Here is a 20,992-nt window from a genome sequence, read left to right as displayed (position 1 = left end):
CCGGCGTACGGCGCCGGGGAACGGCGGGGACCACCCGTCAACTTGCTCCGCCGCCGGACCCGCCGGCGTCGGTCACCAGGCTGGTGAAGTCGCTGGATGTGCTCTGCATGGCGCTCTGCAGATCCGTCGCCTTCATCTTCCCGGCGTCTTCCAACGTGGTGTAGTGCTGCGCCAACTGCTTGATGCCGTCACGCAGATCACCCAGGCCCTGGGCCAGGTCCTGGAACACCTTGATGTACTGATCCTTCAGTCCGGAGTCGGCGTTCGGGCCGTTGACCTTCGTCCGGATCTGGTTCGCGTGGTAGAACGCGCCGGGTTCGACCTGCACCTTCTGCAGCTCGGTGGCGGCGTCCCGCGCGGGTTTGATCAACTTGTCGATGTTGTCCGCGAACAGCAGCATCGACGGCGTGTCCACACTGGTGCCGCTGCCCGGCTTGCCCGAGCCGCCCGGCACGTTCGGCGGGTCGAAGCTCTTGGCCGGGGGCGGGGTGCCGTGCCCGGCGTCGATCGTCGTCTGGCCGTCGTAGTGCTCGGGTTTCGGCGGTGGCGGTGTCTTGTGCGGTTTTATCGGCGGTGGGGGAGTGTCGTACACAGGTCACCCCCAGAGTCGAACGCCCTGGCGCTCGCCGCTGACGTAGTACTCGTTGATCTCGCCGAGCATCTGGGTGGCGGAGGCGGCCTTCTGCGTCATGTCCGCGGCGGCCGCGTCCCACTGCGCCTTGACCTGCTGGTAGGTCTGCTGCGCGTCGCTGGTCCACTCGCTCAGGTGCATCTTCGCCGCGTTGTCCAGGTCGGCGAGGGTCTGGTTGATCTTCTGGGTGATGGTGGTCATCTCGCCGACGATGTAGTCGACCTGCTCCATCTGGACGGTGTACGTGGCCATCTGCTGTCGGGCTCCTTGAGTAGGTACGAGGTGTGTCGGTCGGGGACGGGTCAGGAAGGGAAGCCCGGCAGACCCACGTGGCCGCTGCCGACCTGCTGTGCGACCTGGTTGGCCCGCTGCTGGGTGTCCTCGTGGGTGTTGGCGTAGACGTTGGTGTTCTCCGCCAGCTTCTCCAGCATGGTGCGCAGCGCCTGGTTGACCTTGTCGAAGTCCTCCAGCCAGGACTGCATGGCGGCGGTGTAGATGTTGGCCGCGTCGCCGGTCCAGCTCGCCTTGAGACCCTCGATCTGGCCGTCCATCTGCGCGTACGAGCCGGTGGTCTCGTCCAGGGCGGTCTGGAAGCTGCCCTGGGCGGCGGTCATTCCCTGTAGTTCGACTGACGTCAGTGCCATCGTCTGGTCCTCTCTCGTCCTGCGGCGCCCGGCCGGAGCCGTTGACAGCGATGTCACACCGGGTTCGGATGCGCATCGGCGCCGGATGGTGGGGGGTCACCCGCCGCCGCCGGGGCACGGAAGGCCGTGCCTCGGCGGGGCGGACGTCTGTTAGGTCTGCACCAGCGGCCTCGGCTGCTGCGGTGGTTCCGCCGGGCCCGGACGGCCCTCGGCCGGTGCCGTGCCGTTCGCCGGGGGCGGGGGCGGGGCGGGTACGGCGTTCGCGGCCGGATCCGGAGCCTGTGGTGCGGACGCGGTCGCCGCCGGAGCGGCGGGGGCCTGCGGCCGGGGGAGGTCGGAGGCGGCGACGGTGCGGGTGCGCGCGGTCGCGGCGAGCCGTTCCGCCAGCCGGTGTGCCTCCCAGGCGCCCCCGCGCGGTGGCGCGGCCTCGAAGGCGGCGGCCAGCATCCGCACCGCGTCGTCGGCCAGTTGGAAGCCGAACGCCCACAACCGGCGGCGCACCAGCTCGATGGCCTGCTCCACGGTGTACGGGTCGAGCCGCAGGTACTCGGCGAACTCGCCTGCCACGTCCGCCCGTTCACCGACCAGCGCACGCAGCTCGGCGGGCGAGCCGCACAGCGCCAGCACCGAGTCGCACGGCGTGGCGGCCAGCCGGGCCAGCCCGTCGAGCACCGCCGCGCGCTCGGCGGGCGAGCGCCGGCCGAGGGCGTCGTCGAGGTGCAGCACGAGAAGACCGCCCTCGGCCTCCTCCAGTGCGGCCGCCAGCCGGTGGGCGGGCTGCTGCGGGAACCGCGCCGGGAGCGCGGACAGCCGTACCTCGTGCACGGTGCCCGAGGTCAGCAGCCCCGCCTCGGTCAGACACCGCCCGTACGCCCGGGCCAGCGCCCGCCGGCCGCTGCCCAGCGGTCCCTCCAGCACGATGTTGGCCTGCGCCGACACCGGTGCCCCGGGCTGCCGTCCGGCCCCGGCCAGCGCCTCCACCCGGCTGCGCAGCGCGGTCCTGGCCGCGTCGAGCCCGGTCATCGCCGCCAGCTTGCGCAGCGCGGCGGAGGGGGCCGCCGTGCCGGACGGCGTCGTCGTCGCGGGTGCCGTGCCGGTGGGTGCCGTACGGTCGGGCGCCGAGGGCTGCTCGGGTGCGGTGCCCGGACCGCTGCGCGCCGCGGCCGCGGTGTCGGCCGTGCCACCCGGCACCGTGATGACGTCCGCGCTGGTGAGGCGGGACAACTCGGCGTCGTCGCCCGGTGGTTCGGCGGCCAGCCGGGAGGCCTGCCTGCTGATCATCTCCTCGAACACCTGGCGGGCGACACGGCCGTTGCCGAAGGTGGCGCCCTTGGGCACGTCCTGGAAGTACCGGTCCAGCGCCTCCAGCGCGGAGTCCGACAGCTCGTAGTAGTGCTTGCCGCACAGGCCCCGCACGATGGTGACCAGTTCCTCGGCGCTGTAGTTGGGGAACTCCACCGTGCGGGCGAACCGGGAGGCCATGCCGGGGTTGGAGGCGAGGAACTGCTCCATCTGCGCGGAGTAGCCGGCCACGATCACCACGACCTCGTCGCGGTGGTCCTCCATCAGCTTCATCAGCGTGTCGACGGCCTCCTGCCCGAAGTCGGGACCGGTGCCGCGCGACTGGGCGGTGAGCGTGTACGCCTCGTCGATGAACAGGACGCCGCCCAGCGCCTTGTTGAAGACCTCCGTGGTCTTGATGGCCGTACCGCCGATGATCTGCGCGACCAGGTCGGCGCGGGCCACCTCCACGATGTGGCCCTGGCTGAGGATGCCCAGCTCCGCGAGGACCGCGCCGTACAGCCGGGCCACCGTCGTCTTGCCGGTGCCGGGCGGCCCCGCGAAGACCAGGTGCCGGCTCATGGGCGGCATCGGCAGGCCCATCTCCTGGCGGCGCTGGGCCATCTTGTTCAGATTGATCAGCCCGGTGACCTCGCGCTTCACGCTCTCCAGACCGACCAGCGCCTCCAGTTCCGCGAGCGGGCCGGTGCCGGTGTGCGCGGCCTGCGGTGTCCCCGGGCCGCCGTCCGCCGGGGCGGCCCCGTCGCCGCCGCCCGCGCTGTCCAGCGTGCGGCCGGACGGGTCGGTGCCGGTGTCGACGCGTTCCACCGACACCTGGCCCGACTTCAGCTGGCGGACCGGCGCGCCGCCGTTGTCGCGGATCTCGCAGTCGTGCACCCGCACCGGCTCGTCGGTGTTGCAGCGCACCCCGTCGCCGCCGTTGTCGAAGACCGTGCAGTTGGTCAACTCGGCCCGCGAGGACGCCTGGACGTTCACGCCGTGGCCGCGCGCGCCGTTGACCCGGCAGCCGACGGCGGTGACCGCGCCGCCCGCGCTGACCCGGATGCCGTCGCCGTCCGCGCCCGTGAACTCGCTGTCACGGGCGGTCAGTTCGGCATCGGCCCCGACGACCGTCGAGCAGCCGGAGAACGCCGAGCCGGTCACCTCGGCGCGGGCGCCGGAGGCGAGCGCGAGGCCCGTGCCACCGCCCGAGCGCAGCCGCAGCGCCGACAGCGTCGCGAAGGCGCCGTCCGACAACTCCACACCGGACGCCCCGCCGACGGTCAACTCGGCTTCGCGAACGGTCAGCCGCGCCTTGGCTCCGGCGGCCCGCAGCGCGGTGCCGCCACCGCCCTCGGTCGTCAGCCGCTCCAGCACCACCTCGCCGTCGGCCGCGTGGACGGCCGTGGTCGTGGCGCCCTCGACGGTCAGCCCGGCGCACTCGGCCCGCCCGCCCGCCTCCACCAGCAGACCGGTCGGGGTGCCGGTGATCCGGCAGTCCTCCAGCCGGGGCCGCCCGCCCGGCGCGACGTGGACACCCTCGCGCGCCGCGCCGGAGACCACACAGGAACGCAGCACCGGAGCGCTGCCCTCGCCGACCCGCACCGCCTGGCCGCCGGAACCGGTGAACGAGCAGCCGGTGAGGACGACTTCGGCGGCACTGGTCAGATACGCGTCCAGCGCCGCGCTGCCGCTCACCTCCACACCGGTCAGCGTGGCCCGCGCGTGCTGTTCCACGGCGAGCGCGGGCTTGCCGCTGCCGCTGATCCGGGTGGCCTCCACCACCGCCGTCGCCTGGCCGTTGACGCAGACACCGTTGCCGCGGGCCCGGTCCAGACGGCAGTCGCGCAGCGTCAGCCGGCCGTGCTCGGCCACCACGACCGCCGACGAGCCGACCTCCTCGATGTGCGAGCGCTCCACCGCGTTGCCCCCGCCGGAGGTGACCACGATGCCGGCGCCCTGGGCGTTGGTGATCCGGCAGTCGCGCAGCGCGACCACGCCGTCCTGCCAGGCCAGCACGGCCGCCCAGGCCGCGCCGGAGATCCGGCAGCCGTCCAGCGCGGCCTGTCCCCGCCGCACGTCCAGCACCGGGGCCTCGCGGTCGGTGCCGGTCAGCTGGAGGCCGGTGAGCTGCACGGCCTCCGCGTCCAGTACCACGGTGCTGCCCGAGGCCGACGCGATCTCCACGGTGCCGCCCGCGCCCTCGGCGGCCAGGGTCAGCGGACGGTTCAGGTACAGCGTCTCGTCGTAACGGCCGGGGGCTACGGTGATGAGCGCGCCGTCGGTGGCGTCCGCCAGGGCGTCCGCGATGGTCCGGTACGCCCCGGGGCGGTCCGGGGACACCAGTAGCACGGGCCGGGTCACAGTTTCGCTCCCTCGTCAGGCGCACTCGGGGCGCCGCCGTTGCCGCGGGGGCGCTGCCGCGGCGGTCCACCGATGAGGCCCGGAGGCGTCCCGAAGCGCTCTTTCGCCCGCGCGCCGCCCCGCTGGTCCCGCTCCGCCGCGTCATCGGCACGCAGCGCACTCGCCGCCCGGTCCAGTCCGTCCAGGGCGATCTCGTCCAACGGCACCCGCTGGACGTCCACCTTGCCGTCGGAGGCGATCTCCGAGGGCGACAACTCCCGCAGCAGCACCGGGCCTTCGCCGTCCGAGGGGCGCAGCACCTTGAAGGTGGTGCCGGGCAGGAACACCACCCGGTCCGGTTCGGCGGGGTCGATCAGATTGGTGCGGCGGGCGGTGATCGACCAGATGAGGAAGTCGGTGCCGCCCGGCGGGCCCGGGTGCGGGGCGCTGTACGCCGTGCAGAACGACCACTCGGACACCAGCCGGCCCTCGCGGAACCACGCGCGCTCGGCCGCCGTGGCGCGGGCCCGCAGCAGGGCCGCGCCACGGTAGGAGGGCAGCCTGCGCAGCCCGGAGGCCACACAGCGGGCCAACGGCACGTGCGGGCCCACGGCGGCCGTCCGTACGGCCTCGTTGACCTGCGCGTGGTCGCCGGACAGGAAGAGCCGCACGGCCACCAGGTCGGTGAGCGCGTCTCCCTCCCCGCGTGCGCCGCCGCGCAGCCCCGGTGACTCCGACATCACCCGCGAGACGGTGCCCGCGACGGCGTTGTACTGCGTGCTCAACGTTCGCCGCACCCAGTCCCGTTCCTTCGCGATGCCCCGCTCCGGTGGCACGGCGCAGGCGGACGCCTTGGGCACGGGCTGGACCCGGACACCGGGTGCCGCGGCCGCGGGAGCGCCGGCTTTCGTCGCGGTACCCCCGGCAACGGCGGACGGCACCGGCTGCTCGGCCCGGCCCCCGTCGGCGGGCCCCGCGGGCTCGGCGGGAGCGGCGGCCGGGGAGTCGGACTCCAGCCGGATCATCCGCGCGGGCGCCGGTGCGGGACGTACGGCGGGGGCCGGCGCCGGGGACTGGACGCGCGGCGCCTCGGCGTCCGGCGTGCCCGGGGCGGACGGCGCCTGGGGGGCGCCCTGCGGCCCGGGGCCGGTTGCCTCCGGCGACTGGGGGCGCGGGACGCCGACGGCGGGCGGCGTGGGTATGCGGGGCGCCGGGGCGCTGGGTACCGGGCCGGGTGTTCCGGTGCCGGGTCCTTCGGGCGCTCCGGCGGGTGTGCCGGCCGGGGCGTGCCGCGGCCCGGGGCCGGTGGGAGTCGGCGGTGGTGCCTGCGGTCCGTCGGCACCGGGGGCGGGGGGAGCCGGTGGTGTGGGTACGTGGGCCGCCGGGGCGCCGGATACCGGGCTGGGTGCCCCGGTGGGCACGCCTGCCGGGCCGCGCCCTGTCTCCGGTGCGGATGGTGCCGACGGGGTGTCGGCCCACACCGGCTCCGGGGCGGGCGGCTGCGGCGGCGCGTCGGTCCGCCGTGTGGCCGGAGTGGACGGGCGTGTGGGGGTGTCGGCGTGCTGCGGGGTGTGTCCCCGCGGCATCGGGCCGTTCGGTCCTGCCGTACCCCCCGGTTCGGGGGCGGGCGGTCGCGGCGGCACGTCGGTCCGCCGCGTGGACGGGCGCGTTGGGGTGTCGGCGTGCTGCGGGGTGTCTCCTTGCGGCATCGGGCCGTCCGGTCCTGCCGTACCCCCCGGTTCCGACACGGCCGGCAGGTTCGGCAGGGGGACCCGCGCGGGCGCGGCGGGACGGGTCGCCTGCGAGCCTGCCGGAGCCGGCGGGACCGGTCCAGGCGGCACGGGACCGGCAGGCCCCTGAGCGGTGGACGCGGGTGCCGGGCCGTCACCCGGTGACGGCGCGGGCACGGCGACCGGTGCGTCCGGCAGCCGCTGCGGCGCCACGCTCCCGGCCGCCGCCGAGGCGACCGCCCCGGCGTCGCCGCGCGCGGGCTCGCCGTCCGTCTCGACCTTCGGCGGCACCGCCGACGGCACCTCGGACTCGGTCCTGGCCGCGGGCGGCGCCACCACGGGAGGCATCGCCGGAGAGGCATCGCCCCGGCCCGCGGCCGGCGGCGCGTCGACGTCCAGGTACGCCAAGGCGGACGACGCACCCGCCCCCGTCTCCCGTGTCTCCGCCCTGGGCGGCTGCGCCGGGGTCCACGGCGCGGCCCCCGCCGGGCGGACCGGGCCACGCGGTGCGACCGCGGCCGCCGCCTGCGGTCCGGTCGCGGCGGGCGCCTGCGCCGACCACAGATGGGCGTCGTCCGTCGTGACGGCCACCTGGCCCGGCTCGTCGGCGGGGGCGACCGTGAAGCCCTCGCGGCGCTCCGGGTCGAGCCGCCACAGCATGTCCTCGGCGAGGGAGCGCATGCGCTCCTCCGCGCCGGGCGTGCTGCGGTCGTAGAGAATGGCGGCGTACCCGGGCGCCGCCGGTATCCGGCGTACCGCGTCACCGCCCGCGGGCTCGGCCAGCGGCCGCATCCACAGCCCGCTCTGCACCACCTCCAGCACCGCATCGGCGGCGTACTCGTACACCCCCGTGGTGATCTCCGGCACCCCGAACAGGGGCCCGCGCAGCCCGAAGAGCGCGGGCGGCGCCGGGACCTCCCCGGTGCGCGGGAAGTACATCAGCTCGCTGACGAACGGGCGGTGGCCCAGCGTGCCGTCCGGCCGCACCGCCGCCACCTCGGGAGAGTCCAGACCGACGCGCGCCTCGACGGGCACGCCCGCGTACAGCACCACCTGCTGGCCGAGCGCGTCGGCGAGTTCCTGCCCCAGCGCCTCCGCGCCCTCGGGCAGCGCGACCGGGCCGAGGTGCAGGAACCGCACCCAGGAACGCGCGGAGGGCAGCACCGTCTCCCACAGCCGGGTCACATCGGCCAGGGTCACCGGCGGTCCGCCCGGACTGCCGAGCACCACGGTGAGGATGTCCGGGTGGCTCGGCAGCCGGTCCACCAGCCGCCGGCCGCTCTCGGCGGCGGCGTGGTCGTGCGGGCTGCGCACCCACACCCCGCTGGGCACCGGCTCGGCGACCCCGTGCCCGCTGGTCGGCCAGGGGCGGTCGAAGGTGGAGAACTCCCAGCGCGGCTTGGGGAAGCGCCTCGAGTCCCGTTCCGCCGCCCGGCCCGGCCGGAACCGCAGCCAGCCCGCGCCGTGGTCGCTCGGGATGAACAGGCCGCCGCCGGAGGTCGGCAGCAGCTCGCCGTCCGGCGCGAGCACCAGCCGGTCCAGCCGGTCGGCGATGCGCTGGGCGACGGCCCGCGCCTCCTGGGGCGTACTGCGGCCGAAGACCAGGCGCAGGCTGTCGCCCCGGCCCGCCAGCAGGCGTGCCACCGCGTCCGCCGAGCCCTCCAGCGCGCCGTGCGGGAGGTCCACCACGGCCAGGGTGTGCTGGGGGTCCGGCGCCAGCCCCGCGGCGAACGCGGCGGCGTGCGGGTCGGGTTCGCCCTTGGGGTGCACGAGCAGGGCCCGGCCCTCGGCCCGGCACTGCAACGCGGTCCCGCCCAGCCGGGCGGCGCCCAGTCCTCTGCGCATCCGCTCACCCCACCCGGGCCGCGGAGCCGGTCGGGGACGGTTCGCTGGAGACCGAGGGGACGGGCGCGCGGCCCGAGGTCCGTCCGGCGGCCGAGGCACCGGAGCCGGAGGAGGACACCGAAGTGCCGCCGCCCTGACCGGACTTCACGGTCAGCGCCGCCACCGTACGGTCCAGCGCCGGGCCGTGCGGCAGCGCCGCCAGCAGGCTCCCCGGCAGCGCGGTCGGGGTGCCGCCGATGCCGAGGGACGGCGCGGCGGAGCTGCCCAGCGGATAGAGGATGCCCTGGTCGGTGACGAGGTAGGTGTGCGGGTTCGGCGTCCGGACCGCCAGCTCGGCCTGGTCCACGGCGTACACGCCGTGCGACGGCGGCACCAGCACCTGCTGCTTCCCGGTCGCCGCCGGGCCGCCCTCCATGACCACGCTCACGCTCAGCCGGGCGCCCCGGGAGGTCTCGCGCAGGCACACCGCCTGCCGGGAGGTGTCGGCGGCCGGGGCGCCGAGGAGGTCCGGCACCCCGCTGTCCAGGGAGTGACCGGCGGCGACCCGGGCGGACGCGATGTCGGTCACCGACACCTGGCGCGGCGCCGGAGCGCCCGGCTCGGCCGCGAGCAACGCCGCCTCGCTGGCGCTGACTTGGGCGATTCCGTCGTTGGTCATCACATAGCTGTGCTTGGCGCCGGCCGCGGCGGTGGTGAACAACTGCCCCACGGTGACCGGCCGTCCGGCGATGGTCCCGGCCGCGCCGCCCCTCCCGTCGAGCTTCGCCGGGGCGAGCGCCGCCCCGGTCGGCACGGCGGCCAGCCAGGCGGCGGACGCGGCCACGGGCCGGTCGCCGTCGAGGCCCAGCGCGATCAGCGCGGACTGCGCGGGGACCGGGTACTTGACGCCCCCGAACAACACGAACCGCTTGCCGTTCGCGGCCTTCAGCAGCAGCTGCCGGCCGGCCGGGAACGCGACGGTCCTGCCGCCCGGCGCGAAGTCGACCACATGGCCGGACGGCAGGTCCGGGCGCAGGCAGTCGGTCCAGGGCTGCGCCAGCAGGGTGGCCGGGGTGGGCAGCGAGTCGGGCGCGCCGTCGATACCGACCGGCGCGCCGTGCGGTACGCCGCTGAGCGCCTTCGCCGCGACGGTGCGCACGGCACCGCCCTTGCCGGTCAGCAGCAGCGCGGAGGCGTAGTTGCGCACCGGCCGCAGCCGGCCGTCGAGGAAGAGGTAGCGGGTGCCGGTCTCCTTCTCCACGATGATCGAGCCGGGCTCCCGCCAGGCCGCCGTGGTCACCGGCGACAGCTTCCCGTAGACCAGGAACCCCAGGCACAGCAGGACGACGAGTCCCGCGCCGAAGAAGCTGCCCAGCGCGGCCCGTCTGGTCGGGCTGTCGCCCCGGCCGGGGTCGCCGGTGACCAGCGCGGTCGCCAGCCGGCCCATGGCGAACTGGTACGCCTGCATGTGGTCGCGTCGGGTCTGCATGCTCCGGCCCCTCTCAGCTCGTCAGGGAGCGGAAGTAGGCGTACGCGTGCAGGACCTGGAGCAGCAGGGGCAGCAGCGCGATCGCCGTGACGGTCTCCAGCAGGTCGCCGCTGTGGCCCCACACCGGCAGCAGCCGCCCGCCGGGCAGCCGCCACGCCGCCACCAGCAGCCCCACGACCGCGGCGAGCAGGACGGCGACGACGATCACCCGGGCGCCGCCGCCCGCCGGGGCGAACCGCGTGAGCGCCACCGTGACCAGCCCGGCGGCCCCGGCGAGCACGGTGGGCACGCGCTGCGCCGCCCGGTTCAGGCCGCGGGCCCGCAGCAGTACCGCGCCCGCGAACACCAGCGGCAGCACCCATCCGATCCAGCCGGCCACGCGCGTCATGTACCAGAAGCCGGCCGCGTACACGAGGGCGGAGGAGACGCTGAGCGTGTCCAGGTAGGCGCTGGCCGCCTTGACCCTGCGCTCCACCCGCTCCTGCGGCTCGGGCTCGATGTCCTCCTGGAGCTCGGCCGCGTTGTGCGGCAGCAGGGGCACCCGCAGCCGGGCCATGCGCAGGGTGAGCCGGGGCCCGAAGTGGCCAAGGACGAACATCGCGACCGCGACGACGGCGACCGCCTGCCCGCCGTGCCAGTGCGCGGCCCGCATCAGACCGGTGCCCACGGCGGCCGCGAGCGCGGTCACCAGCAGGGTGCCGGGGACCACCAGCGGCAGCGGGCGCAGCGCCAGCAGGGCGATGGCCACCACCGCGACGCAGCCCGCCGCGGCCAGCACCCCGGGCAGCCCCGGCGCGTAACCGCCGTGCGGCCCCTGGCGGAACGTCAGCCCGGCCAGCCCGCCGAACGCGAGCGCGCCCAGCCCGGCCACCAGCACACTGCCCTCGTCGGCGCCCAGCCGCGCGGCGGCCACACACCCGGCGGCCAGCAGTACGGCGATCACCCCGGCGCCGGCCGAGGCCGCGAGGCCCGGTCCGAAGCCCAGCAGCGCGTACCCCAGGGCGGGCAGCGTCAGCACCGCCATGACCAGCGCGAGTGTCCGGGTCAGCTTGGGGTGCCAGCCGCCTGGCAACGCTGTCACGACGTGCGCGACACCGTCGGAGACGTCGTCGAAGTGCAGGGCCGGCAGCGGATCGTCGGCGGGCCGCAGATGCAGCTCCTCGCCGTGGCGCAGGCCGGCGGTGGCCGGGGTGGCGTCCGCGTCGAACGGGTCCTCGCCGAGCCGTTGCAGCACCCAGGGCCTGCCCCGGTCGGCCGCGTCCGTCGTCACATGGCGGACCAGGACGGGCAGCAGCGCGGAGACCGGGGTGGTGAGCGGGATCGCGAGATCGGCGCGGCCGGTGGGGCCCACCACCGTGACCCGGCAGACCTCCGAGGCGGGTGCGGTGACCGCGGGCGCGGTGGTCATCGGACTGCTCCTGGGATGGGGACGTGGGGGAGGGGGACGGGCCGGCCGGGCGAGCGGCGGCCTGGGGGCGCGGCGCGGTTCACGGGGTCACCAGTCCGGTCTGTACGAGCCTGACCGAGCGGCGGGTGACGAGCTGGGCGCGGCCCGCGGGGAGGGTGCGCGGCTTGGCCTCGCCGAGGAACTTGCCCTCTTCCTTGGGGTAGGAGAAGAGCAGTCCGGGGTTGCCCAGTTCCCACAGGCGGCGCAGCACCGGGTCCATCATGGCGCGCACCGAGCCGGAGGTGCTGCGGGCGATGACCACGTGCATGCCGATGTGCAGACCCTGGGCGAGCAGCGGGACCAGCGGCGCCATCGGCGGCGGGGTGCCGGGGGTGCCGGAGAACAGGTCGTAGTCGTCGATGAGGACGAACAGCCGCGGCCCCTCCCACCAGTCGCGGCGGGCCAGTTGCTCCGGGCTGATGTCCGGGCCCGGCACCCGCTTGCCCACCGACACGGAGGCGCTGTTGGCGAGCTGGGTGAGGGCGTCGCTGTCCACGACGTACCCGACCCGGTACTCCTCGGGCACCGCGTTGAGCAGTCCGCGGCCCGGGTCGGCGACCATGATGCGGGCCTCGTCCGGGGTGTAGCGGGAGGTGATGGCGCGGACCATCAGGCGCAGCGCGTTGGTCTTGCCGGTCTCCCCGTCGCCGAACACCATCAGGTGCGGGTTGGCGGTGAAGTCGTGCCAGACGGGTTCCAGGCGCTGTTCGTCCCAGCCGAGGCAGACCCGCAGGTCGCCCTCGGCGTCCGGGAGCTGGGTGACCGGCAGCCGGGTCGGCAGCAGCCGGACGCCCGGTGCCGGACGGCCCGTCCAGAAGGTGTCGATCTCCGCGACGGCCGACTTGGTGGCGGTGGTCAGGTCGCCGGTCTCGCCGGAGCCGTCCAGCCGGGGCAGCGCAGACAGGAAGTGGTGGCCGCCCGCCGTCAGACCGCGGCCGGGCTGGTGCGGCACGGCCGCGGCGGTCCGGGAGCCCACCTCGGACTCCATCGAATCACCGAGGCGCAGCTCGAACTTGGTGCCCAGCAGGTCGCGCAGCCGGGGCCGGAACTCCGACCAGCGCACGGCGGAACCGATCACATGCAGACCGAACGACAGCCCGCGCGCCGCCATCTCGATGACCCGGGGCTCCAGCTCCTCGTAGTCCTGGCGCAGCGTGCCCCAGCCGTCGACCACCAGGAACACATCGCCGTACGGGTCGTCGATCTCGCCCGCGGCCTTCAGCCTGCGGTACGCCGCCATCGACTCCAGGCCGCGCGAGGTGAACTCCTCCTCGCGCTTCTCCAGGAGCTGCGTCAGCTCGGCCACGGTGCGCAGGACGCGGTCGCGCTCCAGACGGGTGGCGACCGAGCCGACGTGCGGCAGACCGGCGGTGGAGACCAGACCGCCACCGCCGAAGTCCAGGCAGTAGAACTGGACTTCCTCCGGCGTGTGGGTCAGCGCCAGGGACAGCATCAGGGTGCGCAGCAGGGTCGACTTGCCGGTCTGCGGGGCACCCGCCACGCCGATGTGCCCGTCCGCGCCGGACAGGTCGGCGACCAGCAGTTCGCGCAGCTGCTCGAAGGGCCGGTCGACGATGCCCAGCGGCACCCGCAGCGAACCCGGCGAGGGGTGCTCCGCCGCGCTCATGCCGCGTACCGGGTCCGGGACGATGCCCGGCAGCAGCTGGTCCAGGCTCGGGGACTCGGTCAGCGGGGGCAGCCACACCTGCCGGGCCGGCGGCCCGCTCTCCGCCAGGCGCCCGATCAGCACCTCCAGCAGGCTCTCCTCGTTCTGCTCGTCGCCCGACGACCCGGCGGCCGCCCGGCGCTCGGCGGCGGCGGACGCCTGGAGCGCGGCCGCCTCCGCCTCCAGCTCGGCGGCGCGCTCGGAGCGCAGCGTGCCCTGCTGCTCCAGGCCGAACACGGTGATCTCCTGGGCGGCGGCCAGCCGGGCGCTGTGCTCCGCCTCGCTCACCGGCTCCGGCGCGGGACCGGAGACGTAGGCCGCCTTGAACCGGACCAGGTTGGTGGTGTCCACCTTCAGGTAGCCGTTGCCCGGCGCCGAGGGCAGTTCATAGGCGTGCGAGACACCGATGACGCTGCGCGACTCCATCGCGGAGAACGTGCGCAGGGCGATCCGGTACGACAGATGGCCCTCGACCTTGTGGATGCGGCTCTCGTCCAGCCGCTGGGAGGCCAGCAGCAGATGCACGCCGAGGCTCCGGCCCAGCCGGCCGATGGAGACGAACAGGTCCACGAACTCCGGCTTGCTGGCCAGCAGTTCGGAGAACTCGTCCACGATGATCAGCAGCGAGGGCAGCGGTGTCAGATTCGCCCCGGCGCCCCGCGCCTTCTCGTAGTCGAACAGCGAGGAGTACCCGGACTCGCGCAACAGCTCCTGACGGCGGATCATCTCGCCGTTGATGGAGTCCCGCATGCGGTCCACGAGATGGATCTCGTCGGCCAGGTTGGTGATGACCGCCGAGGTGTGCGGCAGCCGGTCCATCCCGAGGAAGGTCGCGCCGCCCTTGAAGTCGACCAGCACCAGGTTGAGGATCTCGGAGGAGTGCGTGGCGACCAGGCCCATCACCAGGGTGCGCAGCAGCTCGCTCTTGCCGGAACCGGTGGCGCCGATGAGCAGTCCGTGCGGGCCCATGCCGCCCTGCGCCGACTCCTTGATGTCCAGTTCGACGACCTCGCCCTCCTCGGTGACGCCGAGCGGCACCAGCAGACGGGCGGACTGGGTCGCCCGGGGGCGCCACTTGGCGGTCACGTCGAAGGTGCGCGGGTCGCGGATGCCGAGCAGCGCGGTGAGGTCGAAGTCCGACTCCAGCGGCCGGTCCACCAGGTCGACGCTGCCGCTGGTGCGCATCGGCGCGAGCAGCCGGGCGAGCGTGTCGGCCTGGGTCCGGCTCACCGCGTCGGCCTCGGCGGTCACCGTGTCGTCACCGGCCGGGAAGGCGACACCGGTGCCGCGCGTGGTCAGCCGCAGCACCTTCGGACCGCCGGTCATCGCGCCGGTCGCGTCCAGCAGGACGACGTTGCGCAGCCCGCCGTTGAGCAGCCGCGAACTCTCGGGCAGCCGTACGCCCTGCGCCAGGACCACCACGAACGGCTCGGCCACGCTGGGGGGGGCGTCCGGGTCGTGGTCGGGACGGTCGCGCACCTCGGTGCCGAGCAGGTCCATCAGCGCGTCGTGGTCCTCGGCGGCGAGCCGGACCTGGCCCGCGTCGTCCTCCTCGTGCGGATGCGCGTTGTGCGGCAGCCACTTGAGCCAGTCCCACTCCGCGCGCGCCGACTCCCCGCCCAGCAGGGCGATCCGCAGCTCGTCGGGGGAGTGGAACACGGCGAGCTGCGCCACCATCGCGCGCAGCAGCGCGAGCGCGGGCTCCGGCTCGCCGGCCAGCTCGACGCTGGTGAAGCGGCGCAGCGCGACCGGGATCGGCAGCCGGGGCACGGTCTGGTGCGCCTTGGTGAAGCGGCGCAGCGAGATGGCGGTCAGCGGCTCCAGGTCCTCCACCGGCTTGGTCTGCGGCGGCAGGAACTCCAGCGCCGCGCGCCGGATGCCCTGCCCGATGCGGACCCGGCCGAAGTCCTCGTGCGCCGGGCGGCGTTCCCACAGCCGGGGGCCCATCGCCAGCGCCCACAGCTGACCCGGCTCGGGGTTGTCCCACAGCAGGGCGGCCCGCTGCTGTTCGGCGGCCTGCCGGGCCTGCCGGCGCTTCTGCGCGAGGTAGCGCAGGTAGTCACGCCGCTCGGCCCGCATCCGGCGCCGGCGCTCGGCACCGGCCCGGCCGATCTGGGTCAGCGTCATGCTGACCATGGCGACGCCCATCATCCCGGACATCATGTACGTCGCCGGTCCGGCGCTGCGCATGGAGAACATCAGCACCATGGCGCCGGTGCCCAGCGCCATGGGCAGGTACATCAGCGCCGATCCGAAATCGGCGCTGGCCGGCTCCCCCAGAACCGGTGGCTCCGCCAGCTCTACCTGTCCCTCGGGGAGCTGCGGGCCCTCGGCGCGCGGTGATCGCTTGGCCACCACGGTGCTCAATGGCGCGGACCTTTCTGAGGCGCTCAAGTGGATGTGACTGGTCAACCACTGCTGCGGTGACGCGCGTTGTGCGCCGACTTGCGGAGGGCAGTGATCCACTAGTGGCCTGATGATAAGCATGGGAAGTCTGTGGTGGGTGAACGCATCTCAAGCCGCGAGGCGCCAACGGCCAAATTTTGCTTGTCTTTTGACCGATCGGGATGGTCATCGCTGACTGATCTGCCGTCAATTCTGCTCAACTTCGGACATGTTGATGGCCACGCAGGCGTTGTCGGTCCCGCGCGATGTGAAAATGAAGCTCTGGTAACCACCGCGTGAACGCGGCGGACGGAGCGACGGCGGTCACTGCGGGTGGCCGAATACTGACGTCCCGTGCCGCTCCGCTTCGGCTCGGCCGCCCCGGGGAACTCGGGGCCCGGAGATGGCCGAGCGCGGAGGAGGTGCCGTCGCCGTGGACGACTGGGAGATGTGGGACAGACGCGAGGAGATACGGCTGTCGCCGCGCGAACGGCTCGCGCTGCTGGAGATCGAGGCTCGCCTGCGCCGGGACCGGGGCTTCGCCCGCCGCATGGGCGAGGAGCCACGGGCACGCCGGGGCGGCGCCCGCCGGGGCCGGACGCGCCGGCGGCTGTGGCTGCCGGTGGGAGTGCTGCTGCTGGGCGTGGCATCGGTGTTCTCGGCGGTCATGGGCATCCGCACCGAGGACCCCGGACTGCTCTGGTGCTTCGCGGTGCTGTGGCCGCTCACCCTCTTCCAGGCCTTCCGCCTGCTGTGCCGGGCGGCCCGCCACCGGAGCAGGGGCGGGGTGAACTCCCGGCTCTGAGGAACCGGAATCCAGGGCGGTCCGGCCGGTGCCGCGCCGGGTTCGCCGGGCGCTGCTCCTGACGCGCCGCCGCGTCCCGCGCGACGGCGCGTACCGGGCTCCTGATGCTGCCACGACGCCTCCCTGCGCCGCCCGCCACCGGGTCCACGGCGATCACCGGGGTGCCCGTGCGCAGGGACAGGAGCAGGCCGTGCAGGCGGGTGGTGACGACCAGGTCGAGGCGGGAGACGAGGGACAGGAACTGCCGCCCGTGGCGCACAGCCGCCAGTCGTCCGTCGCCAGGCGCGTGTCCACCGGTACCCGAGCGCAGTCCTTGCCGGCCGGCCAGTCGGTGATCCGGGCACTCACCTCCTCGTACCGCCGGCGCCGGCCGTACTCGCCCTGGCCGTGGGTGAGGATCACCCCGACCGCGAGTCGCCGACAACTCCCGAACCGTGCATGAAGGGCCGCCACTCGGGGCCGTGCACCGGCCCGCACACGAAGAGGAGGCGTCGTACCCCTCGGGCCGCACGGCGTCCGGGGACAGCGCCCGGGGCGGAAACCGGGGCTCCACGCCGTGTCATGGCGGACGCCCGCCGCGGTGAGGGCCGCCGACACCTGCCGCTCGGCGAGCACGTCCCCGGCCGCCGCCTCCCCGTGCCGCAGGCTGAACCAGCCGGCGACCAGCGTCCGCCGGGGCCGCCCCAGAGTGCGCGGCAGCGCTGCCACCAGCTCGTCCCGCATGGCTCCCACCTGCACTCTCGGTGACCTGAGTCGCGCGAGTACCCGGCCCACCGGACAATAAGAGTCCAACGTGTGAAACCAACTGGCAGGGGAACTCAGCTGCCAGTGCCGTCCAGACAGCGGCGGCCGAGCAGGGCGGTCCTCCGATCCGCGGGACCCGAGCCCTGTCCTCTCCCCGCACGACGGGCCGGTGCCACCGGTCCGTGGTCACGGCTCCCACCGTGCGCCCACGCGGGAACGTCCCCGGTACGCACGCGACATCGACGTCGTCGAGGTACGTGGACGAAGGACGACGAAGGAATGCCCCATGACCGGTGACACACCTTTTCCCTGGCGGCGCGCCCTCGTGACCGGCGGCGCCGGATTCCTCGGCTCGCACCTGTGCGAGCGGCTGCTGGATTCGGGAGTCGAAGTCGACTGCGCCGACAACCTGGCCTGCGGTCGCCGGGAGAACGTGGCCCACCTGGAGGACCGGCCCGGCTTCCGGTACGCGCACTGCGACGTCTCCGAGCCGGGCTGCGCCGAGCGGCTGCCGGGCCCCTACGACCTCGTACTGCACTTCGCCTGCCCGGCCTCGCCCGCCGACTACCTGCGCATGCCCCTGGAGACCCTGGACGTGGGCAGCCTCGGCACCCGCAACGTCCTCGGCATCGCCGAGCGCGACGGCGCCCGCCTGCTGCTGGCCTCCACCTCCGAGGTGTACGGCGACCCCCAGGTGCACCCCCAGCACGAGGGCTACTGGGGCAACGTCAACCCGGTCGGCCCGCGCAGCGTCTACGACGAGTCCAAACGGTTCGCCGAGGCCCTGGTCACCGCGCACGCCGGCACCCGGGGCACCAACGCCGGGATCGTCCGCCTGTTCAACACCTACGGGCCGCGGATGCGCGCCCACGACGGCCGCGCCGTGCCCACCTTCATCTGCCAGGCCCTGTCCGGGGAACCGGTCACCGTGACCGGCGACGGCAGCCAGACCCGCTCGCTGTGCTACGTGGACGACACCGTCGACGGCGTGCTGCGGGTGGCCATGAGCAGGTCCGTGCGGCCGGTGAACATCGGCGGCAGCGACGAGATCACCGTCGCCGACCTGGCCCGCCGCGTCGTCGCCCTCACCGGCTCCCGCTCGCCCATCGCCTTCGTCGACCGGCCCGTCGACGACCCCGGCAGGCGCCGGCCCGACACCACCCTCGCCCGCGAACTGCTCGGCTGGTCACCGCAGATCCCCTGGGAGGAGGGCCTGAAGCAGACCATCGCCTACTTCGCGGCCCAGTCCCCGCAGCCGGTGGCGGGCGAACCGCGGCCGGCCGCGCACCCGCAGACCTGAGCGTCCCCCCGCGGCCCTGGAGGCAGCGCATGCACGTCCTCGGAATCAACGCACTCTTCCACGACCCCGCCGCCGCCCTGCTCACCGACGGCAAGGTCGTGGCGGCCGCCGAGGAGGAACGGTTCTCCCGCCGCAAGCACGGCAAGCGGCCCGTCCCCTTCTCCGCCTGGGAACTGCCCGAGCAGTCGGCCCGCTGGTGCCTGGCCGAGGCCGGCCTCACCCCGTCCGACCTGGACGCGGTCGCCTACTCCTACGACCCCTCCCTGGCCCGTCCCGCCGACCGGATGGGCCTCGACGACCCCTGGGACCACCTGCGCCAGGAATACGCGCGCCGGGCACCGGAGTTCCTCGCCGAGGCCCTGCCCGGACTCGACCCGGCCAAGGTCAGGTTCGTCCCGCACCACATCGCGCACGCCGCCTCCGCAGGGCCCGTCTCGCCGTACCCGGACTGCGCGGTCCTCGTGCTGGACGGCCGCGGCGAGTGCGGCTCCCACCTCGCCGGCCGCTACATCAACCGCGAACTCACCGTCCTCGGCACCCAGGAACTGCCCGACTCCCTCGGCCTGTTCTACGAGGACCTCACCCAGCACCTCGGATTCCTGCGCAGCAGCGACGAGTTCAAGGTGATGGCGCTCGCCTCCTACGGCGCCCCCCGCTTCGCCGACCGCCTGCGCGAGTACGTCCACGCCGACGACCGGGGCGGCTTCCGGGCCCGGCCCGTGCCCTGGTCCGAGCTGGTTCCCCCGCGCCCGGCCGGCGGCGCCTGGAGCCAGGACCACGCCGACCTCGCCGCGAGCGCCCAACTCTGCCTGGAGGAGACCGTGCTGAGCCTCGCCCGCCGGCTGCGCGAACGCACCGGCGAGGACGCGCTCACCATGGCCGGCGGCGTCGCCCTCAACTGCGTGGCCAACACCCGGCTGTGGCGCGAGAGCGGCTTCGCGCACGTGTGGGTGCAGCCCGCCGCCGGGGACGCCGGCACCGCCCTGGGCGCCGCCGCGCACGTCGCCGGCCAGAAGGACACCCTGGAGCCGATGCCCACCGCCGCCCTCGGCCGCGGCTGGAGCGACGCCGAGCTGCGCGGGTGGCTGGAGCGGGCGGCCGTACCGTACGAGGAGCCCGCCGACATCGCCGAGACGGCCGCAAAGGCGCTGGCCGCCGACGGGATCGTGGCCTGGTTCCAGGGCCGCGGCGAGTACGGGCCGCGCGCGCTCGGCCACCGCTCGCTGCTCGCCCACCCCGGCCGGGCGGAGAACCTGGAACGGCTCAACGCGGTCAAAGGCCGTGAGGAGTTCCGGCCGGTCGCCCCCATGGTGCTCGCCGAACGCGCCGCCGAGATCTTCGACGGGCCGCTGCCCAGCCCGCACATGCTGTTCGTGCACGACGTGGCCGCCGACTGGCGCGACCGCATCCCCGCCGTCGTCCACGTCGACGGCACCGCCCGCATCCAGACCGTCGACCGGGACCAGGAACCCCTGGTCGCACGGATGATCGACGGCTTCGAACGGCGCACCGGACTGCCGGTCGTCGTCAACACCAGCCTGAACACCGCGGGCCGGCCCATGGTGGACGATCCCCGCGACGCCCTGGAGTGCTTCGGCTCCGCGCCCGTGGACCTGCTGGTGCTCGGCCCGTTCGCGATCCGCCGCAAGGGGGTCTTCGCATGAGCGCCCCCGCCTACACCGTCGTCGTGCCGACCGTCGGCCGCCCCTGCCTCGCCGAGTGCCTGCGCGCCCTCGCGGAGGCCGAGGGACACGTCCCGCACGAGGTGATCGTCGTGGACGACCGGCCCGAGACCGACGGCGAACTGCCGCTCACCGCCTCCGGGTTGCTGCTCGACCGGGTACGCACCCTGCGCACCGGGGGCAAGGGCCCGGCCGCCGCCCGCAACGCCGGCTGGCGCACCGTCGAGACCCCCTGGACCGTCTTCCTCGACGACGACGTCCAGGTACTGCCCGACTGGTCCCGGCTGCTCGCCCGGGACCTGAGCGAGGCCGGCGAGGGCATCGGCGGCATCCAGGGACAGCTGCGGGTACCGCTGCCCGAGGACCGCCGGCCCACCGACTGGGAACGCACCACCAAGGGCCTGGAGAACGCCGCCTGGGCGACCGCCGACATGGCCTACCGCACGGAGGCGCTCGACCGCGTCGGCGGCTTCGACGAACGCTTCCCGCGCGCCTTCCGCGAGGACGCCGACCTCGCCCTGCGGGTGCGGCGGGCCGGCTGGGCGCTGGTGCGCGGCCGGCGCGTCACCCGGCACCCGGTCCGCCCGGCCCACTGGTGGGCCTCGCTGCCCGCACAGCGCGGCAACGCCGACGACGCGCTGATGAACCGGCTGCACGGCCCCGACTGGTGGGCCCGCGCGCAGGCGCCCCGCGGCCGGCTGCACCGCCACGCCCTGGTGACCGGCGCCGCGCTCGCCGGGGCCGGCTGCGCCCTGGCCGGCCGCCGCCGCGCCGCCGCCGTCTGCGCGGCCCTGTGGACCCTGGGCACCGCCGAGTTCGCCCTCGCCCGCATCCTGCCCGGCCCGCGCACCGCCCGCGAGATCGCGGGCATGGTCGGCACCAGCGTCCTCATCCCCCCGCTCGCCGTCCGGCACTGGCTGCGCGGCACGGTCCGACACCGCCACGTCCAGCCCCTGGGAGGCACCGGATGAGCACCGTCCTGCCCCGGAGCGGCGTACCCCGCGACGGCACCGCCGCGGGG

The 20,992-nt window shown here is 74.8% G+C and carries 13 protein-coding genes; 4 read left to right on the top strand and 9 right to left on the bottom strand.

Translation table 11 applies throughout. The annotated features are described in order from the left end of the window. Window positions 1–37: 37 nt before the first annotated feature. The 8 genes from BLW85_RS05970 to eccCa all read right to left on the bottom strand — a co-directional run bounded on the left by BLW85_RS05970 (window position 38) and on the right by eccCa (window position 15,422). Complete coding sequence (locus BLW85_RS05970) at window positions 38–592, bottom strand: hypothetical protein (protein WP_070026592.1); 555 nt, start codon at window positions 590–592, stop codon at window positions 38–40. A 3-nt stretch (window positions 593–595) separates the two neighbouring features. Then, window positions 596–883 (bottom strand): WXG100 family type VII secretion target, encoded by a 288-nt coding sequence (locus BLW85_RS05965; protein ID WP_070026593.1) that lies wholly within the window; start codon window positions 881–883, stop codon window positions 596–598. Between the two features lie 50 nt (window positions 884–933). Continuing rightward, complete coding sequence (locus BLW85_RS05960) at window positions 934–1,275, bottom strand: WXG100 family type VII secretion target (RefSeq protein ID WP_079172270.1); 342 nt, start codon at window positions 1,273–1,275, stop codon at window positions 934–936. A 150-nt stretch (window positions 1,276–1,425) separates the two neighbouring features. Next, window positions 1,426–4,920: a right-handed parallel beta-helix repeat-containing protein gene (locus BLW85_RS05955; protein ID WP_074991254.1), complete on the bottom strand. Its 3,495-nt coding sequence runs from the start codon at window positions 4,918–4,920 to the stop codon at window positions 1,426–1,428. Beyond that, window positions 4,917–8,474 (bottom strand): hypothetical protein, encoded by a 3,558-nt coding sequence (locus BLW85_RS05950; protein WP_074991251.1) that lies wholly within the window; start codon window positions 8,472–8,474, stop codon window positions 4,917–4,919. The genes BLW85_RS05955 and BLW85_RS05950 overlap by 4 nt, the downstream gene beginning before the upstream one ends. A 4-nt stretch (window positions 8,475–8,478) precedes the next feature. Beyond that, the gene (eccB, locus tag BLW85_RS05945; RefSeq protein ID WP_079172269.1) at window positions 8,479–9,942 is read right to left on the bottom strand and encodes a type VII secretion protein EccB; all 1,464 of its coding nucleotides are present in this window, start codon (window positions 9,940–9,942) and stop codon (window positions 8,479–8,481) included. A 13-nt stretch (window positions 9,943–9,955) separates the two neighbouring features. Further along, complete coding sequence (eccD, locus tag BLW85_RS05940; protein ID WP_074991247.1) at window positions 9,956–11,350, bottom strand: type VII secretion integral membrane protein EccD; 1,395 nt, start codon at window positions 11,348–11,350, stop codon at window positions 9,956–9,958. Between the two features lie 79 nt (window positions 11,351–11,429). Beyond that, window positions 11,430–15,422: a type VII secretion protein EccCa gene (gene eccCa, locus BLW85_RS05935; RefSeq protein ID WP_074991245.1), complete on the bottom strand. Its 3,993-nt coding sequence runs from the start codon at window positions 15,420–15,422 to the stop codon at window positions 11,430–11,432. 421 nt (window positions 15,423–15,843) lie between these two features. Here eccCa and BLW85_RS05930 point away from each other — a divergent pair, with 421 nt between their 5' ends. Then, window positions 15,844–16,245 carry a DUF3040 domain-containing protein gene (locus BLW85_RS05930; protein WP_239697605.1) on the top strand — a complete coding sequence of 134 codons (402 nt, stop codon included), beginning with the start codon at window positions 15,844–15,846 and terminating at the stop codon, window positions 16,243–16,245. Here the strand turns inward: BLW85_RS05930 and BLW85_RS40030 are convergent. Beyond that, the gene (locus BLW85_RS40030) at window positions 16,166–16,504 is read right to left on the bottom strand and encodes a polysaccharide pyruvyl transferase family protein (RefSeq protein ID WP_074991242.1); all 339 of its coding nucleotides are present in this window, start codon (window positions 16,502–16,504) and stop codon (window positions 16,166–16,168) included. The genes BLW85_RS05930 and BLW85_RS40030 overlap by 80 nt on opposite strands. A 771-nt stretch (window positions 16,505–17,275) precedes the next feature. Here BLW85_RS40030 and BLW85_RS05920 point away from each other — a divergent pair. The 3 genes from BLW85_RS05920 to BLW85_RS05910 are packed head-to-tail and all read left to right on the top strand — an operon-like array spanning window position 17,276 to window position 20,942. Next, window positions 17,276–18,289 carry an NAD-dependent epimerase/dehydratase family protein gene (locus BLW85_RS05920; protein WP_070026601.1) on the top strand — a complete coding sequence of 338 codons (1,014 nt, stop codon included), beginning with the start codon at window positions 17,276–17,278 and terminating at the stop codon, window positions 18,287–18,289. 29 nt (window positions 18,290–18,318) lie between these two features. Continuing rightward, a complete protein-coding gene (locus BLW85_RS05915) occupies window positions 18,319–19,953 on the top strand; it encodes a carbamoyltransferase family protein (RefSeq protein WP_074991240.1) in 1,635 nt (544 codons plus the stop codon). After that, window positions 19,950–20,942 carry a glycosyltransferase family 2 protein gene (locus tag BLW85_RS05910; RefSeq protein ID WP_074991239.1) on the top strand — a complete coding sequence of 331 codons (993 nt, stop codon included), beginning with the start codon at window positions 19,950–19,952 and terminating at the stop codon, window positions 20,940–20,942. Before BLW85_RS05915 ends, BLW85_RS05910 begins: the two co-directional genes overlap by 4 nt. Window positions 20,943–20,992 lie beyond the last annotated feature (50 nt).

The organism is Streptomyces misionensis, assembly GCF_900104815.1.
In the GTDB taxonomy this organism is placed as follows: domain Bacteria; phylum Actinomycetota; class Actinomycetes; order Streptomycetales; family Streptomycetaceae; genus Streptomyces; species Streptomyces misionensis.
This window is presented reverse-complemented; position numbering and strand designations above follow the sequence as displayed.

Excerpts from the sequence above, each read along its gene's own strand:
- BLW85_RS05915 (WP_074991240.1), top strand. The coding sequence starts at position 18,319 with ATGCACGTCCTCGGAATCAACGCACTCTTCCACGACCCCGCCGCCGCC.
- eccB (WP_079172269.1), bottom strand. The coding sequence starts at position 9,942 with ATGCAGACCCGACGCGACCACATGCAGGCGTACCAGTTCGCCATGGGC.
- BLW85_RS05960 (WP_079172270.1), bottom strand. The coding sequence starts at position 1,275 with ATGGCACTGACGTCAGTCGAACTACAGGGAATGACCGCCGCCCAGGGC.
- eccD (WP_074991247.1), bottom strand. The coding sequence starts at position 11,350 with ATGACCACCGCGCCCGCGGTCACCGCACCCGCCTCGGAGGTCTGCCGG.
- BLW85_RS05950 (WP_074991251.1), bottom strand. The coding sequence starts at position 8,474 with ATGCGCAGAGGACTGGGCGCCGCCCGGCTGGGCGGGACCGCGTTGCAG.
- BLW85_RS05920 (WP_070026601.1), top strand. The coding sequence starts at position 17,276 with ATGACCGGTGACACACCTTTTCCCTGGCGGCGCGCCCTCGTGACCGGC.
- BLW85_RS05910 (WP_074991239.1), top strand. The coding sequence starts at position 19,950 with ATGAGCGCCCCCGCCTACACCGTCGTCGTGCCGACCGTCGGCCGCCCC.
- BLW85_RS05930 (WP_239697605.1), top strand. The coding sequence starts at position 15,844 with ATGGCCGAGCGCGGAGGAGGTGCCGTCGCCGTGGACGACTGGGAGATG.
- BLW85_RS05965 (WP_070026593.1), bottom strand. The coding sequence starts at position 883 with ATGGCCACGTACACCGTCCAGATGGAGCAGGTCGACTACATCGTCGGC.